Here is a 15,239-nt window from a genome sequence, read left to right as displayed (position 1 = left end):
TGCCCGCGCCTGCCACGGGCATGGTGGGCGGCCTGCCCACCTCGCGCCTGAACAAGCGCATGGCCGAGCTGGGCCTGTGTTCGCGGCGCGAGGCCGACGACTGGGTGGAGCAGGGCTGGGTCAAGGTCAACGGCGTGGTAGCCACCATGGGCCAGCAGGTCACGGCGGCCGACCGCATCGAGGTGGACAAGATCGCCCAGGGCTTCCAGGAGCAGCGCGTCACCATCCTGCTGAACAAGCCCATCGGCTATGTGAGCGGCCAGGCCGAAGACGGCCACACGCCTGCCGTGGCACTGATCAACCCCCGCACCCACTGGCGCGATGACCCAAGCCGCAACCGCTTCTCGCCGCCCCAGCTGCGGGGCCTGGCGCCCTGCGGGCGGCTCGATATCGACTCGGTGGGTCTCTTGGTGCTGACCCAGGACGGCCGCGTGGCCCGGCAGATCATTGGCGAGGACTCCGTGATGGAGAAGGAGTACCTGGTGCGCGTGGTCTACCAGGCTCCGGGCCAGGCGGCGCCACGCCATCCCAGCGAGCGCTCCGCGCCGCTGCAGGAAATCGATGAGCGTGACCCGGTCAGCACCAATGTGCAGGCGGTGTTTCCCAAAGAGCTGCTGGAGCGCTTGCGCCATGGCCTGAGCCTGGACGGCGAGGCACTCAAGCCGGCCAAGGTCGATTGGCAAAACCCCGAGCAGCTGCGTTTTGTGCTGACCGAGGGCAAGAAGCGCCAGATTCGCCGCATGTGCGAACTGGTGGGGCTCAAGGTGGTGGGCCTCAAGCGCATCCGCATCGGCCGCGTGACCCTGGGCCACCTGCCCGTGGGGCAGTGGCGCTACCTGTCGCCGAACGAGCGCTTCTGAGAGCTGCCAGGCTCCGTACCACTCCTCTTTTTCTGGATCGGAGCCTTTCTCATGCCTTCTTCGCGGCCACCGCGCACGCGCAACAGCGCCCCGGCTTCTGGAACCAACCCGCTGCGGCAACTGCGGGCTTCGGACCTGCGGGGCGTGGCCCGCCTGGCCACGCAGGCCACCACCAGCATCAGCCGCGTGGCAGAGGGCGTGCACCAGTCGGTGCGTGGCACGCTGGGCCTGCCGGGTGGGGCGGAGCCGGGCCGTACCGGGGGGCTGACCGGTTTGGTGTACCAGAGCATCCGGGGGGTGACCCGGCTGGTGGACGCGGGCCTGCAGGCCGGACTGGCACGGCTGGAGCCCTTTTTTACCGCCAGCACGCCCGGCACCGAGGTGCTGTGGGAGCGCGAAGCGGTCATTGCTGCCCTCAATGGCGTGATGGGCGACCGGCTGCAGCAGGACAACAACCCGCTGTGCACGCAGATGGGCTGGTACCAGCAAGGCCTGCCACTGGATGTGCAGGCCTTGGGCGCCTCGGGCGCGGCCAGCGGCAAGTTGTTGGTGCTGGTGCATGGGCTGTGCATGAACGACCTGCAGTGGCAGCACGGCGGCCACGACCATGGCACCCACCTGGCCCAGGTGCTGGGCCACACGCCGGTGTATCTGCGCTACAACACCGGCCAGCACATCTCGACCAACGGCGCCGAGCTGTTGGCCCTACTCGAATCGCTGGTCGCCTCCTGGCCTGTGCCCGTGACAGAGTTGGCCGTGCTCGCCCACAGCATGGGCGGGCTGGTGGTGCGCAGCGCCTGCCACCATGCCGCTACCCAGGCCAGGGGCACCAGTGGCTGGCTGCCCCGGCTGCGCCAGGTGGTGTTTCTGGGCACGCCCCACCATGGCGCGCCGCTGGAGCGTGCGGGGAGCTGGGTGGATGTGCTGCTGGGCAGCACCCCGTATTCGCGGCCGTTTGCGCGCCTGGCGCAGCTGCGCAGCGCGGGCATCACCGACCTGCGGTATGGCCATGTGCTGGATGCAGACTGGCAGGGGCGCGACCGCTTCCGGCGCCGCCCCGACCCGCGCACCCCGCTGCCGTTGCCCACCGGGGTGGCCTGCTACGCCGTCGCGGCCACGCTGGCCACCCGGCGCAGCCCCGTGGCCGAGCGGCTGGTGGGGGACGGGTTGGTGCCCTTGCACAGCGCCCTGGGCATCCACGATGATGCAGGCCGGGGGCTGGGGTTTGCCAAGGACCGCCAGGCCGTCTTCTACCGCCTGGGCCACCTGGCGCTGCTGGGTGATGCCGGGGTGGCCCGGCAGCTGGTGAAGTGGATGGCGCCGGGATGAGGTTGGGGTGCCTGCGTACGGCTACGATGTGATCATGAAGCAATAGGTAACAAGGAGAAACTTGTGAGTGATGTGAAATACCGCCTGGTGACCCGCAGCGACTTTGACGGCCTGGTCTGCGCCGTGCTGCTCAACGAGCTGGACCTCATCGACGAAATCACCTTCGTCCATCCCAAGGACATGCAGGATGGCAAGATCGCCATCACCAGCCGCGACATCACCACCAACCTGCCCTATGTGCCCGGGGCGCATCTGGTGTTCGACCACCACGAGTCCGAAACGGTGCGCAACTCGGGCCGCCGGGCTGAGAACCACATCATCGAGGCGCATGCACCCTCGGCCGCCCGCGTGGTCTACAACCACTACGGCGGCAAGGCGGCTTTCCCGCGCATCACCGACGACATGATGTCCGCCGTGGACCAGGCCGATTCGGCCCAGTATTCGCGCGAAGACATCCTCGACCCCCAGGGCTGGGTGCTGCTGAATTACATGATGGATTCGCGCACCGGGCTGGGCCGTTTCCGGGAGTTCCGCATCAGCAACTACGCGCTGATGATGGACCTGATCCAGTATTGCCGCGACCACACCATCGACGACATCCTGGCCCTGCCCGACGTGCAGGAGCGCGTGCAGCTCTACCGCGAACATGCCTCCAAGGCCAAGGAGCAGCTGCAGCGCTGTGCCATCCGCATCGGCAAGCTGGTGGTGCTGGACCTGCGCGAGGAGGAGACCATCTGGGCCACCAACCGCTTCATGATCTATGCGCTGTTCCCGGACTGCAACATCTCCATCCATGTGATGTGGGGGCTGCAGAAGCAGAACACGGTGTTTGCCACGGGCAAGTCCATCCTGGACCGCAGCAGCCATGTGCACATCGGCAACCTCATGCTGGAGTTTGGCGGTGGTGGCCATGCGGCGGCAGGCACCTGTCAGGTGTCCAACGACAAGGCCGACTCCATCCTGCAGACGCTGGTGCAGCGCATCACACTCGAAAACTGAGCGGGCTCTGGCCTGCGGCGGGCGCAGGCCGGCCAGCCCCGATGCCCTGCTGCGTCAGTCCTCGCCGAACAGCCCCCGGTAAATGGCAGCGCCCAGCAGCGCGCCTGCAATCGGCGCCGCCCAGAAAACCCATAACTCCGACAGCGCATAGCTGGGGCCAAACAATGCGGGGCCGGTGCTGCGCGCAGGATTGACCGAGGTGTTGGTCACCGGGATGGAAATCAGGTGGATGAGCGCGAGGCACAGGCCGATGGCCATGCCGCCCACGCCGCCCACGCCTTCGGCGGCGCGCCGCGAGGTCACGCCCAGGATCACGATCAGGAACACCGCCGTGAGCACGACCTCGGTCACCACGGCCGCCAGCAGCCCATAGCCACCAGGCGAATGCTCGCCGTAACCGTTGGTGGCAAACCCGCCAATGTCGGCGCCCGGCTTGCCCGTGGCGATCAGGTACAGCACCCCGGCCGCAGCAATGGCGCCCAGCACCTGCGCGACCACATAGCCGGGCAGCTCGGACACCTTGAATCGGCCGCCCAGCGCCAGGCCCACGGACACCGCCGGATTGAAATGCCCGCCCGAGATGGGCCCCAGTGCGTAGGCGCCGGTCAGCACCGTCAGGCCAAAAGCCAGGGACACGCCCAGAAACCCGATGCCCAGCTGCGGAAACGCGGCCGCCAGCACGGCACTGCCGCAGCCGCCGAAGGTGAGCCAGAACGTGCCGAGGAACTCGGCGGACCATTTTTGCAAAGAGGTGGGCATGGGGCTTGTCCAGAAGTCTGAAGGGGCAGGTCGCCAACAGGGCCTGCAACCGATGCGGCATCTTAGGAGGCTAAAAATAGCGAAACAAGCGCTAATTGCGCGCAAATTGTCAACAATGCTCATCGTGGTGCTCCGGGTGGCGCATCGGCGCAGCCAGGCCATGGCGGCGCAATCAGCCCCTGCCGTGCCCGCTGGTGTGCGGCTGGCCTTGAAATTGGCCAACCCGCCCCGAGGTGAACACGCGCGAACGTCTTTTGCACCGCAGGTGCGCCAAAGACATTTCTCCAGACCGTAAGAAGTAGCCCATTCCAAGACACCATGAGCACCAAACAAACCCTGTCGTTCCAGGCCGAAGTCGCCCAGCTGCTGCACTTGGTCACCCATTCGCTGTACTCCAACCAGGAAATCTTTCTGCGCGAGCTGGTCTCCAACGCGTCGGACGCCTGCGACAAGCTGCGCTTTGAAGGCCTGAACAACAACGCCCTGTATGAAGACGCGCCCAACCTCGAAGTGCGCGTGAGCTTCGACAAGGCCGCCAAGACGCTGACCATCACCGACAACGGCATCGGCATGAGCCAGCAGGAGGCCATCGACCACCTGGGCACCATCGCCAAGAGCGGCACCAAGGACTTCATGGGCAAGCTCTCGGGCGATCAGAAGGCCGACGCCCAGCTCATCGGCCAGTTCGGCGTGGGCTTCTACTCCGGCTTCATCGTGGCCGACCAAATCACCGTCGAATCGCGCCGTGCGGGCCTGAAGGCCGAAGAAGGAGTGCGCTGGATCAGCGGCGGCACGGGCGACTTTGAGGTCGAAACCATCACCCGCGCTGCACGCGGCACCAGCATCATCCTGCACCTGCGCGACGACGCCGAGGAATACCTCAACGCCTGGAAGCTCAAGCAGGTCATCGCCAAATACTCCGACCACATCAGCCTGCCCATCCTGATGGAAAAGGAAGAATGGAAAGACGGCGAGCTGATCAATCCATCGGACGAAAACGGCGGCCGCCAGCCCGGCGGCATGGTCAAGACCGGCGAGTGGGAAACCATCAACAAGGCCAGCGCCCTGTGGACCCGCCCCAAGAAAGACATCACCGAAGAACAGTACGCCGAGTTCTACAAGACCATCAGCCACGACCACGAAGCCCCGCTGACCTGGGCGCACAACCGTGTGGAAGGCAACACCGAGTACACCCAGCTGCTGTACATCCCCGCCAAGGCCCCGTTCGACCTGTGGAACCGCGACAAGAAGGCGGGCGTGAAGCTGTACGTGAAGCGCGTCTTCATCATGGACGACGCCGAGGCGCTGATGCCCACCTACCTGCGCTTCGTCAAGGGCGTGATCGACTCGGCCGACCTGCCGCTCAACGTGAGCCGCGAGCTGCTGCAGGAAAGCCGCGACGTGCGCTCCATCCGCGAAGGTTCGACCAAGCGCGTGCTGAGCATGCTCGAAGACCTGGCCAAACACGACAAGCACGACACCGCTGCGGGCGCCGATGGTGTTACCGATGTGGTGGACGCCGACGACAAGGCCAAGGAAGGCAAGTACACCGCGTTCTACGCCGAGTTTGGCGCGGTGCTCAAGGAAGGCCTGGGCGAAGACTTTGGCAACCGCGAGCGCCTGGCCAAGCTGCTGCGCTTTGCATCCACCACCAGCGACGCCGTGACCGTGGGCTTTGCCGACTACAAGGCCCGCATGAAGGAAGGCCAGGAGGCGATTTACTACATCACCGCCGACACGCTCGCCGCCGCCAAGAACAGCCCGCAGCTCGAAGTCTTCAAGAAGAAGGGCATTGAAGTGCTCTTGATGACCGACCGCGTGGACGAGTGGGCGCTGAACTACCTGCAGGACTTCGACGGCACCCCGCTGCAAAGCGTGGCAAAGGGTGCTGTGGACTTGGGCAAGCTGCAGGACGAAGCCGAGAAGAAGGCTGCCGAAGAGGCCGCCGAGGCCTTCAAGCCCGTGCTGGCCAAGCTGAAAGAAGCGCTCAAGGACAAGGCCGACGACGTGCGCGTGACCACGCGCCTCGTCGATTCGCCCGCCTGCCTGGTGGTGCAGGACGACGGCATGAGCACCCAGCTCGCCCGCCTGCTCAAGCAAGCGGGGCAAGAGGCGCCGCAGACCAAGCCTGTGCTGGAAGTGAATGCCGAACACGCGCTGGTCAAGAAGCTCGACGGCAGCGTGCATTTCCACGATCTGGCCCACATTCTGTTCGATCAGGCGCTGCTGGCCGAAGGCGGCCTGCCGGAAGACCCCGCTGCCTACGTCAAGCGGGTCAACGCGCTGCTGGCCTGAGGCCCGGCGGGTGACTGGCGTGCGCCCCTATGGGGCGAAATAGGCCGCCACCGCGCGTGGGTAGGCGATTGATTGCTATCAAAAAGTGAAACCCCGGGGTGCCATGCGGTGCCCGGGGTTTTTCTTCGGAGATTGCTCAGCCAGGGAGCTGGCGCGGGGCGCCTGTCACGCGTCTGGCAATGCCTGCTCCAGAAGCCGCGCATACACCTGGTTGCGCTCCTGCGGGTCCGCATCCACCAGGGTCTTGAGGGCCTCGCCAGGCAGCCGCATGCCCCGGCGCCGGTCGGTTTCCACCGGCAGGTTGCGCCAGCCAGAGAGCACCAGCCAGTCCCACAACTCTTCAGAGATCTGGTGGGTGACCGCCATCTTCAGCGCCCCCCGCTGGATGTCCGTGCCCACCGCAGGCACCCGCCCCACCGGCGCTGGGCGGCGGGTCTGGCGAATCGACAAAACGTTGCGTATCCAATCCTTCATGGGCAGGCCAGCTGGGTGAGAAGCAGGGGGGAGCATAGCCCACGACCTGGGCCCGGCTCAAGCGTTTGGCTGTGCGGAGGGCTGCACAAGGCAGCACCTGATTCGCGGGGGGTGATGGAGCCAGGCTGGGCGCAAAAGATCAGTGGATGCGCGTCGTCTCCTGCATGAATCCCACGCTTCTCTGGTCGCGCGTTGTGCGAACGAAACGCATTGCTTTCTTCAATGGTTAACGATTGTTGATTAACTGCGCAACGATTGTTTCGTCGATAGATTCAGGCGCTGCTTTCAGCCACCAAGGCTGGGCGTCTTCGCGGTTCTCCCTCATACCGATTTTTGCCACCCCGAAAGGGGCTGGTGCGGTTGCGGCGTGGCCAAAAAAACTTGAGTTGTTCATCACTTCAGGATCATCAATGTTCAATCCGTTGTCGCGCCTCTTCGTGGGCGCCCATCCACCCAGTAGACACACACAGGAGTTTGACAATACCGGGCTGACCGGCCAAGGCTTACGGGCAGAGCGCCTGCAGGGACTCCGTAGCCAAGCGGTACGCGTCATGCGCCGCTTTTGCTGGCTGCTGCTGGCCAATGGATTGATGGCGGGCGCCGCTTTGGCCCAGTCCGCTGACCTAGTGGTGAACCATGCGGACTCACCGGACCCTGGCCCTGCAGGTGGCGTCTTCACCTACACATTGCGTATCGACAACAACGGACCCAATGGTGCGGTGGGCGTCACCGTGACAGATACGTTGCCAGCAGGTTCTGCCTTTATTGACGTGAACACCACTGCCGGGACCTGCAATCAAGCCGGAGGCACCGTCAATTGCACCCTGGGTGATATTCCCTTCAACGCCAATCAAACGGTGACCGTCCGCGTCCGCTTGCCCTCGGCCGGGGTGTGGACCAATACCGCCACGGCCGGCAGCAGCACGCCGGATCCCAATACCAGCAACAACGTCAACAGCGTTCAGGCCACAACGGCCACGCAAGCGTCCGACCTTTCGTTGTCGGCCGTGCCCTCTGTCGCCAGCGTGAACGCGGGCCAGGCCTACAGCTATGCATTGCAGGCAAGCAACCATGGCCCGGACGCGGCAGACGGCAGCCAGAGCATTACCTTCACAGTGCCTGCGGGGGCCTCCATCACCGCTGCGCCCTCAGGTGGTGGGTGGTCGTGCACCCCCTCAAGCGGCTATCCATTGAGCAGTGGCAATGTCAGCTGTATGCGCTCAGGCTCACTCGCGAATGGCGCCACCACGTCGGTGTTGACTGTGCCTGCTGTTTCCAATGTGAATGGCACCGTGACAGCTGCATTCGCGGTGGCCGGACGCAAGCCAGACAGCGCGGCCATGCCGGATGGGGATCTGACCAACAACACGGTCACCGTGGACGTGGCATCCAACCCCGGCGCAGATGTGTCGATCACCAAAACAGCCGCCAGCTCCAACGTGGCACAGGGTGCCAATGTGGTGTACACGCTGACGCCCCGCTTGAATGGTGGGATGTCGCTGGTCGGCCAGGTCGTCACAGTTACCGACACCCTGGGGGCGGGGTTGACCTTTGTCTCTGCCACGGGTTCTGGATGGGTGTGCGATGCCTCCATCACCTGCACCAGGTCGGAGTACACGGGGACCAACTTCAGCAACATGCCTGCGATCACCGTGACCGCTACAGCGGACACCACCGGGGTGTTGGCCAACACGGCGGGGGTCAGCACCGGACTGTCTGATCCCGTGCCCGGCAACAACAGTGCCTCGGCAAACGTCACGTCCAGCAACGATGCAGACATGCGATTGACCAAGACGGCCAGCATCAACCCGGTGGTGCCCAATCAGCCGTTCAACTACACCCTGACAGCGCGCAACACGGGCCCTCTGGCCGTCCCTGCGGGCCAGACCATCACCATCACAGACCAGGTACCAGCGGGTGTGACCCTTGGCGCCATCGTCAGTGCCAGCGGATGGGCTTGCGACGCAGTGCCGTTCCCAGGCCCTGGGGCATGGAGCTGCTCCCGTTCCACCGGATTGGGTGCCAATACCGATGCTCCGGCGGTCACTGTCTCTGCCACATTGACCGGCACCGGTACCGCCACCAACAACGCTTGTGTCGCATTGGCGGCGGGCGCACGCGTGGACAGCAATGCGGCCAACAATTGTGCGGGGGTCGGTGTCACATCGACGGCCACACAAGCAGACCTGCGCGTGGTTTCCAAGACGGCCTCTCCCACCACCGTCGTGGCGGGGGAGAACCTGACCTATGTCATCACTGTCGAGAACCTGGGCCCGGCAACGGCCACCAACGTGGTGGTGTCGGATGCGCTGGCCAGCCTGGTCAATACAGGCGGCTTTCAGTCGGCCGTGGCCTCGCAAGGATCCTGCACGCCCAGCGGAGTGACCAACGGGACCTCGCAAAACCTGAGCTGCTCCCTGGGCTCGTTGACGGTGGGTGCACAAGCGACCGTGACTTTGGTGGTGCGCCCCAACATCGGCGCGACGGGCAATCGCACGAACACAGCCACAGTGCGATCCACCGACGTGGGAGACCCCGATCAATCCAACAACAGTGGCAGCGTGACCAGCCAGGTCACGGCCCTTGTGGATGTGACGGCTGCCAAGACGGCGACGCCAGCCACGGTGGCCGCAGGGGCCCCAATCACTTTTGTTGCGACCATCGGCAACACGGGGCCCTCCACGGCACAAACGGTGCAGATGGTAGACACGTTGCCCTCCAACGCTGCCTTCATCGACATGGTGACCGTCAGTGGGGGGGGGACCTGTTCGCCCATCACGGCCGGAACGGTGGGCGGAACGCTTACCTGCACATGGAGCAGCATCACCTCGGGTTCGCAGCAGACGGCGACATACCGCATGCGCCCCCTGGGCAATGCCGCTGGCAGCAATGTGGTCAACAGCATCGCTGCGAGCACTGCCACCGCAGAGTCCAACACAAGCAACAACAGCGCGACGACGACGACACCCGTCACTGCTGCGCAGCTCGACATCTTGGTCAACAAGGTGGACAGCGCTGACCCGGTGGATCTGGGGCAGCCCACCACCTACACGATCACCATCAACAACAGTGGCCCCTCCTATGGGACCAATGTGGTGATGACCGACATTTTTCCGGCTCCAGGCTCCGCACCGACTGCCACATTCAGCTATCAGGGCGCATTGACCGTGAATGCGGGGGGCGTGTGCACCCAACCGACCATGGGTGCTACCAGTGGCACGCTGCGCTGCGTGTTTCCGGGGCTGAGCAGTGGCCAGACGGCAACGGTGACTTATGCCATGCGTGCAGAAACGCTCACAGTGGCGGGTGCGACCAGCGGTACGGCGTTCAATCAAGCCAGCGTGACGGTGGACGAAACAGAAACGACCCTGGCCAACAACCAGGTGACGCACGACACCACCGCTCGCCGATTCACCGTGGCCACTGACCTGGCATTGGCCAAGTCGGCGCCTGCAGGTCCGTTGGCGCCGGGCGCATCGCTCAGCTACACCTTGACCGTTACCAACAATGGCCCTCTGGCGAGCGATGGTGCCCAGGTTGTTGATGTGTTGCCTGCTGGGGTGAACTTTGTTTCTGCCGTCGGCTGCGTGAATTCATCCGGTACGGTGCGGTGTGCGATCGGCCCCCTGGCGACGGGGGCTTCGCGGACCTTCACGCTGGTGACTGCGTTGGCGTCGCCCTACACCGGCGCGCGTCCGCTGGTCAACACGGCCACGCTGGATGCTCCGGGAGATACGAATCCCGCCAACGACACCAGCACAGCCACCACCACGGTCTCGGTCCCGCCAAGTGGGGCCAGCAGCATTCCAACGTTGTCGGAGTGGGGCCTGATCATTCTGTCCACCCTGCTGGGCTTGATGGCTTGGGGCCATGCTCAGCGGGCGCGGCGTCGCTGACCGTTTTTTGGTAGTTCCCGTCGGCGCTTTGCACATCTGCGGAGCGCTCCGGATGGGCCGGCCAGCACGCGCCATCGCGTGCTGGCCTTTTTTTGTTTGTCGATAATGTGCGCTTCGTCTGGATTTTTTCAGGCCATTTTGTTTTCCAAGACCCCCATGCTGCGTTTTTTCCTGACCTTTGTGCTGCTCCAGCTCTCTTTCTTTGGCATCAACATGCTGGGCGTGGTGCAGCAGCATGTGGTTCTTCCCTGGACTGAACTGCTGGCGCGCGCTTGCGTGGCGTTGGTCATGCTGTTTGATGAGACGGCGGCGGCGGCGGGCAAGGTGCTGTGGAACACCGCGACCGGGTTTGGTGTTTCGATCGAGCCCGGATGCAACGGTATTGAGGCCTGCATCGTGCTGTTTTCCGCTGTGCTGGCTTTCCCCTCATCCTGGCGCCACAAGCTGGTCGGCCTGGTGATCGGTTTCCTGGCGGTGCAAGGGCTCAACGTGGTGCGGGTGATCAGCCTCTTCTACCTAGGGCAATGGAACACACAAGTGTTCAATTTTGCGCACGAGTATCTGTGGCAGGCACTCATCATGCTGGACGTGCTGATTGTCTGGCTGCTGTGGGTGCGGGCAGGCAGCAAGTCCCAGAACTCGTCCGGGCCTCCGCCGCCACCAGCCCCCCCGGCGCACGCCCCGGCCTCGCCAAAGCCTGCAGGCCCGCTGGTGAGTGCGTCTCTGGACCTGTCGCCGCCCGTGCGATGAGCCGACAGCGAAGGAACGGACTGCGCATGCGCCGACTATCTCCATTGACGATCTTCGTCCTGTCTGCCTTCGGGTGGATCGTGGCTCTGACGGCCCTGTGGTCGCAGGTGTCCGCCTGGACTTCCTATCCTGTGGGTGTGCTATCGCACGTGGCACTGGAGCAAAGTGCTCCCATGTGGGTGCGGCAGGTGCATCTGTCGTCGGGCAATATGGAGGTGGACACGGCGATCTCCGTGCCGACAGCGGACGGGCGCCGTGGGGAGATCACCGTCGATGCCAGCCCAGCGCGCTATGCCTATGGGCTGCCGATCTTTATCGCGCTGGTTTTGGCTGCCCGTGGGCGTGGGCGCCTGGGCCGTGTGGCGGCGGGCTATGCCCTGCTGCTCCCGTTCCAGGCATTCAGCCTGACGATGAGCGCCCTGATGCAGATGGTGCTGGCCGCCCAGGCCGACATCCGCCTGCTGAGGGTGTCCCAGTGGCAGATGGAGGCCATTGTGTACGGCTACCAGCTGGGCTCTCTGGTGCTGCCTACGCTGGTGCCAATCCTCCTGTGGCTGTGGATGGACCGGAAGTTCGTGAACGATGTGCTGATTCGCAGCTGGCGCGAGTCGCTGCCGCCCGCAGCCTCTTCTTCCTGAGCTGGGCCACCGAGACTGGCCAAACGGGCGTCTACTCCGAAAGCGTTTCGGTCGCGTTGGACCGCTGCGTCACTGACGGCCGCTGGGCCGTTGGGGGGCCCAAAGGGTCCAGCCGATACCCCATCCCATAGATCGCCGAGATCGTGTAGCCGTTGTCCTCGGTCAGCTCCAGCTTGGTCCGCAGGCGCGACATGTGGGTGTCGAGCGAGCGTGAGGGGGTTTCGGCGCCGTCGCCCCAGACGGCTTCGCGCAGGTGGGTGCGGGACAGCAGGCGGCCGGCGTTGCGGAACATGAACAGGGCGAGTTCGTACTCGCGGTTCTTGAGTTCGATGGGCTGGCCGTGCACGCTCAGGGAGCGCTTATCGGCGTCAAAACAATACGCCCCGAAGGCCATGCGGGCGCCCATGCTTTCGGGGAAGGCGCGGCGCAGCAGGGCGGTGGTGCGGGCCACCAGTTCGCCCATGCGTAGGGGCTTGCTCATGAAGTCGTCGGCACCGCGCGAGAGGGCCTCGACCACGTCGCGTTCGTCGTTGCGGCGGGTGATGAACAGGATGGGCAACTGCATGCCACCCATTTCGCGCACGGTCTGCACGACCTCGGTGCCCTCCATGTCGGGCAGGTGCCAGTCCACGATCAGCAGGTCGAAGGTGTCGCTGCGCAGGGCTTTGAGCAGGCTGGTGCCGTCGGCAAAGGTGTGGCACACATGGTGGTGGCATTCCAAGGTGCCCTTGATCTGCTCCAGCAGGAGAAGGTCGTCGTCAAGGACTGCGATGCGCATGGTGGTGGGCTCGGGGCCGGGGGCCGTGAAAATCAACTACAAAACACTCCCGCGGCGGGGAGTGCCTTGATGGTGCCCCACATCGGGCTGCTGTGCGCAGAGGTTGACAATCGTTTGCAATGGCCCGGGCCTGCGCTGGCCGGGCTGCCCCGCGTGGTCTACCCCCCCGTCAGGCCACCAGCGGTTCTTCCTGCATCGCCTCGATCTGCTCGATCAGCATGTCCACCTGCCCGCGCCAGTAGTCGCTGCTGCCAAACCACGGAAAGTTGGCGGGGAAGATCGGGTCCTGCCAGCGGCGCGCGAGCCAGGCGCTGTAGTGGATGAGGCGCAAGGTGCGCAGCGGCTCGATGAGTGCCAGCTCGCGGCGGTCGAAGCTTCGGAACTGCTCGTAGCCGTCAATCAAGGCGCCGAGCTGGTGGGTGCGCTGGCGCCGGTCGCCCGACAGCAGCATCCACATATCCTGCACGGCCGGGCCCATGCGCGCGTCGTCCAGGTCCACAAAGTGCGGGCCGCCACGGCCCCATTCATCCAGCGGGGTCCACAGGATGTTGCCGGGGTGGCAGTCGCCGTGCAGGCGGATGGAGGTGGCGTCTTTCAAAGAAAAATGGCCTTCTCCGCGCTTCTGTTGGGTGTTGTTTGCTATCAATTCAAGAGCGATATCGCACTGCGCCTTCCAAGCGGCCGCCACGTCGAGCGGGAGGACGTTGTTGTCCAGCAGCCAGTCGCGCGAAGCGGTGCCAAAACTCAGCAGGTCCAGCGTGGGCCGGTGCGCAAAGGGCTGGGCGGCGCCCACGGTGTGGATGCGGGCCAGAAAGCGGCCGATCCATTCCAGCACCTCAAAGTCGTCCAGCTCGGGCTGGCGCCCACCGCGCCAGGGGCTGACGGAAAAGGCAAAGCCCTCGTGCTGGTGCAGGGTGGTGCCGTTCAGCACCATCGGGCCCACGGCGGGCACCTCGGCCGCCATCAACTCGGCGGCAAAGGCGTGTTCTTCCAGGATCTGCGCTTCGCTCCAGCGGCCCGGGCGGTAGAACTTGGCCACCACGCGCTGGCCGTCTTCCAGCGTGGCCTGGTACACCCGGTTTTCGTACGACGACAGGGCCATGAGGCGGCCGTCGCCATACAGGCCCACGCTGGCCAGCGCATCCAGCACCTGGTCGGGGGTGAGGCGGGCGTAGGGGTGCTGGTCGGCGGGCGGATGGTCAGGGTGCGATACGGTCATGCCCGATTGTCGCCGCCTGCCTGCGGGTGCCGCCCCGCCACCCACGCGGTGCAGCGTCAGCCCGGCAGCAGGGTGGCAATGTGCCCCGCGCGTGGGTCGCCGCTGCCTGCCAGCACGCTGGCAAACAGCGCCTGCGTGGCCTGGGGCCCCGCATGGTGCTGCACCACCAGCCAGGGCTGCGGCCCCGAGGACACGGCGGTGCTGAACTGGTTCCAGGCCGCCACCAGGCGGTCGTTCAGGCCCTGGGCGCCCCAGTCGGCATGGCGTTTCTTGACCTGGGCGGGCGCAAAGAACATCACTGGGCGCGGGCCGGGCAGCTGACCGGCGCCGCCCAGATCGCCCACATGGCTGGCACCCACCGAGCAGCTGTAGGCCAGGCCGGTGAAGTGGGCGTGGATGCGCTGGCGCAGGCCCACGCTGCCTGCAAAGTCGATGTACACGCTGGGCGTGGCGCCGTCGAGGGTGTCCAGTGCGTCGTAGGTGACCACGCGGTGGTAGCAGCCCAGGCTTTCGCAAAACGCCACATTGCCAGGCGACGTGAGGCCGATGACCTCGATGCCCTCCCGCTGCGCGAGCTGGAAGGCCGTGCCGTAGGCCGTTTTGCTCGACGCGCTGGACAGCAGCATGCGCCGGGCGCCAAAGAACTGCTGGTCGGCCAGAAAATCGTCGATGAGCCACGAGGTGATGAACAGTGGCCGCAGCAGCGCCTGCACATCCTCGTTGTCGGCGCGGTACAGCCCGTCGGTGCTAGTGCGCAGGTAGTGGTTGTAGACCGCATGCAGGCCGGCGCGGTGGGCGGCGCCGTCGCTGAAGCCCGTGGGGTTGACGCGCTCTGGCGACAGCACAGCCTGGCTGGCCATGGGCCAGTAGCCATACAGCCGTTCGCCCACGGCCACGGCCGGGTGCAGCGACTGCACCACGGTGCCAAAGCCCCACACGGGCACGATGCCCCAGCCGGCCTCGCCGGTGGGGAAGAACTGCCAGTAGTTCAGCATGTCGCCCAGCGCGGCGTAGGTGATGTTGTTGGCCGTGAGGGCAAACGACTCGACCCGCACGCGGACCTGGCCTTCGGCCAGCGGGGTGTCGTCGGTGGTGGTCAGGCGGGTGGTGGCCAGCTGGTCCTGGCGCACGAGGAGGGTGGTGGTGCTCATGCCGCCACGCTAAACCAAAGCGGGCGCACGCTCAAGCGGCGCGCGCCGCCTGGGTGACAGATGCGCGGCGTGGCGGTGCGCCGGAGTGCCA

Annotated in this window: 13 protein-coding genes; 7 read left to right on the top strand and 6 right to left on the bottom strand. The window is 65.3% G+C overall.

Annotated elements, in window-relative coordinates; all coding sequences use genetic code 11:
• Window positions 1-20 precede the first annotated feature (20 nt).
• From AvAM_RS20290 to AvAM_RS20280, 3 genes are all read left to right on the top strand, one after another.
• Window positions 21-860: a pseudouridine synthase gene (locus tag AvAM_RS20290; protein ID WP_137748882.1), complete on the top strand. Its 840-nt coding sequence runs from the start codon at window positions 21-23 to the stop codon at window positions 858-860.
• Window positions 861-911: 51 nt separating this feature from the next.
• The gene (locus AvAM_RS20285; protein ID WP_137748763.1) at window positions 912-2,189 is read left to right on the top strand and encodes a triacylglycerol lipase; all 1,278 of its coding nucleotides are present in this window, start codon (window positions 912-914) and stop codon (window positions 2,187-2,189) included.
• A gap of 63 nt (window positions 2,190-2,252) precedes the next feature.
• Complete coding sequence (locus tag AvAM_RS20280; protein ID WP_137748762.1) at window positions 2,253-3,188, top strand: exopolyphosphatase; 936 nt, start codon at window positions 2,253-2,255, stop codon at window positions 3,186-3,188.
• Between the two features lie 54 nt (window positions 3,189-3,242).
• Here the strand turns inward: AvAM_RS20280 and aqpZ are convergent, their stop codons facing one another.
• A complete protein-coding gene (gene aqpZ, locus AvAM_RS20275) occupies window positions 3,243-3,947 on the bottom strand; it encodes an aquaporin Z (RefSeq protein ID WP_137748761.1) in 705 nt (234 codons plus the stop codon).
• Between the two features lie 318 nt (window positions 3,948-4,265).
• Between aqpZ and htpG the strand changes: the two genes are divergently transcribed.
• Window positions 4,266-6,242 carry a molecular chaperone HtpG gene (gene htpG / locus AvAM_RS20270; RefSeq protein WP_137748760.1) on the top strand — a complete coding sequence of 659 codons (1,977 nt, stop codon included), beginning with the start codon at window positions 4,266-4,268 and terminating at the stop codon, window positions 6,240-6,242.
• Between the two features lie 165 nt (window positions 6,243-6,407).
• On the opposite strand, the gene AvAM_RS20265 is transcribed toward htpG, so the two are convergent.
• Window positions 6,408-6,716 carry a hypothetical protein gene (locus AvAM_RS20265; protein WP_137748759.1) on the bottom strand — a complete coding sequence of 103 codons (309 nt, stop codon included), beginning with the start codon at window positions 6,714-6,716 and terminating at the stop codon, window positions 6,408-6,410.
• Between the two features lie 226 nt (window positions 6,717-6,942).
• Window positions 6,943-7,134, bottom strand: a complete 192-nt coding sequence (locus tag AvAM_RS20260; protein ID WP_137748758.1) for a hypothetical protein — start codon at window positions 7,132-7,134, stop codon at window positions 6,943-6,945.
• A 133-nt stretch (window positions 7,135-7,267) separates the two neighbouring features.
• Here AvAM_RS20260 and AvAM_RS20255 point away from each other — a divergent pair, with 133 nt between their 5' ends.
• The 3 genes from AvAM_RS20255 to AvAM_RS20245 all read left to right on the top strand — a co-directional run bounded on the left by AvAM_RS20255 (window position 7,268) and on the right by AvAM_RS20245 (window position 12,000).
• Window positions 7,268-10,612 carry an IPTL-CTERM sorting domain-containing protein gene (locus AvAM_RS20255; RefSeq protein WP_137748757.1) on the top strand — a complete coding sequence of 1,115 codons (3,345 nt, stop codon included), beginning with the start codon at window positions 7,268-7,270 and terminating at the stop codon, window positions 10,610-10,612.
• 156 nt (window positions 10,613-10,768) lie between these two features.
• Complete coding sequence (gene xrtH, locus AvAM_RS20250) at window positions 10,769-11,362, top strand: exosortase H (RefSeq protein ID WP_137748756.1); 594 nt, start codon at window positions 10,769-10,771, stop codon at window positions 11,360-11,362.
• A 26-nt stretch (window positions 11,363-11,388) separates the two neighbouring features.
• The gene (locus AvAM_RS20245) at window positions 11,389-12,000 is read left to right on the top strand and encodes an exosortase H-associated membrane protein (protein ID WP_137748755.1); all 612 of its coding nucleotides are present in this window, start codon (window positions 11,389-11,391) and stop codon (window positions 11,998-12,000) included.
• Between the two features lie 31 nt (window positions 12,001-12,031).
• On the opposite strand, the gene AvAM_RS20240 is transcribed toward AvAM_RS20245, so the two are convergent.
• From AvAM_RS20240 to AvAM_RS20230, 3 genes are all read right to left on the bottom strand, one after another.
• Window positions 12,032-12,778 (bottom strand): response regulator transcription factor, encoded by a 747-nt coding sequence (locus AvAM_RS20240; protein ID WP_137748754.1) that lies wholly within the window; start codon window positions 12,776-12,778, stop codon window positions 12,032-12,034.
• Between the two features lie 169 nt (window positions 12,779-12,947).
• Window positions 12,948-13,997, bottom strand: coding sequence for a serine/threonine protein kinase (locus AvAM_RS20235; RefSeq protein WP_137748753.1), 1,050 nt, complete (start codon window positions 13,995-13,997; stop codon window positions 12,948-12,950).
• A gap of 56 nt (window positions 13,998-14,053) precedes the next feature.
• Window positions 14,054-15,148 carry a DUF2855 family protein gene (locus tag AvAM_RS20230; RefSeq protein WP_137748752.1) on the bottom strand — a complete coding sequence of 365 codons (1,095 nt, stop codon included), beginning with the start codon at window positions 15,146-15,148 and terminating at the stop codon, window positions 14,054-14,056.
• Window positions 15,149-15,239 lie beyond the last annotated feature (91 nt).

Source organism: Acidovorax sp. NB1, assembly GCF_005405905.1.
Taxonomy (GTDB): Bacteria; Pseudomonadota; Gammaproteobacteria; order Burkholderiales; family Burkholderiaceae_C; genus Acidovorax.
Note: the sequence above shows the minus strand (reverse complement) of the source record. Positions and strands in the feature narration are given on the sequence as shown.

Bases quoted from the DNA above. Each gene is read 5' to 3' on its own strand.
- AvAM_RS20290 (WP_137748882.1), top strand. From the start codon at position 21: ATGGTGGGCGGCCTGCCCACCTCGCGCCTGAACAAGCGCATGGCCGAG.
- AvAM_RS20285 (WP_137748763.1), top strand. From the start codon at position 912: ATGCCTTCTTCGCGGCCACCGCGCACGCGCAACAGCGCCCCGGCTTCT.
- aqpZ (WP_137748761.1), bottom strand. From the start codon at position 3,947: ATGCCCACCTCTTTGCAAAAATGGTCCGCCGAGTTCCTCGGCACGTTC.
- htpG (WP_137748760.1), top strand. From the start codon at position 4,266: ATGAGCACCAAACAAACCCTGTCGTTCCAGGCCGAAGTCGCCCAGCTG.
- AvAM_RS20265 (WP_137748759.1), bottom strand. From the start codon at position 6,716: ATGAAGGATTGGATACGCAACGTTTTGTCGATTCGCCAGACCCGCCGC.
- AvAM_RS20255 (WP_137748757.1), top strand. From the start codon at position 7,268: ATGCGCCGCTTTTGCTGGCTGCTGCTGGCCAATGGATTGATGGCGGGC.
- xrtH (WP_137748756.1), top strand. From the start codon at position 10,769: ATGCTGCGTTTTTTCCTGACCTTTGTGCTGCTCCAGCTCTCTTTCTTT.
- AvAM_RS20245 (WP_137748755.1), top strand. From the start codon at position 11,389: ATGCGCCGACTATCTCCATTGACGATCTTCGTCCTGTCTGCCTTCGGG.
- AvAM_RS20240 (WP_137748754.1), bottom strand. From the start codon at position 12,778: ATGCGCATCGCAGTCCTTGACGACGACCTTCTCCTGCTGGAGCAGATC.
- AvAM_RS20235 (WP_137748753.1), bottom strand. From the start codon at position 13,997: ATGACCGTATCGCACCCTGACCATCCGCCCGCCGACCAGCACCCCTAC.
- AvAM_RS20230 (WP_137748752.1), bottom strand. From the start codon at position 15,148: ATGAGCACCACCACCCTCCTCGTGCGCCAGGACCAGCTGGCCACCACC.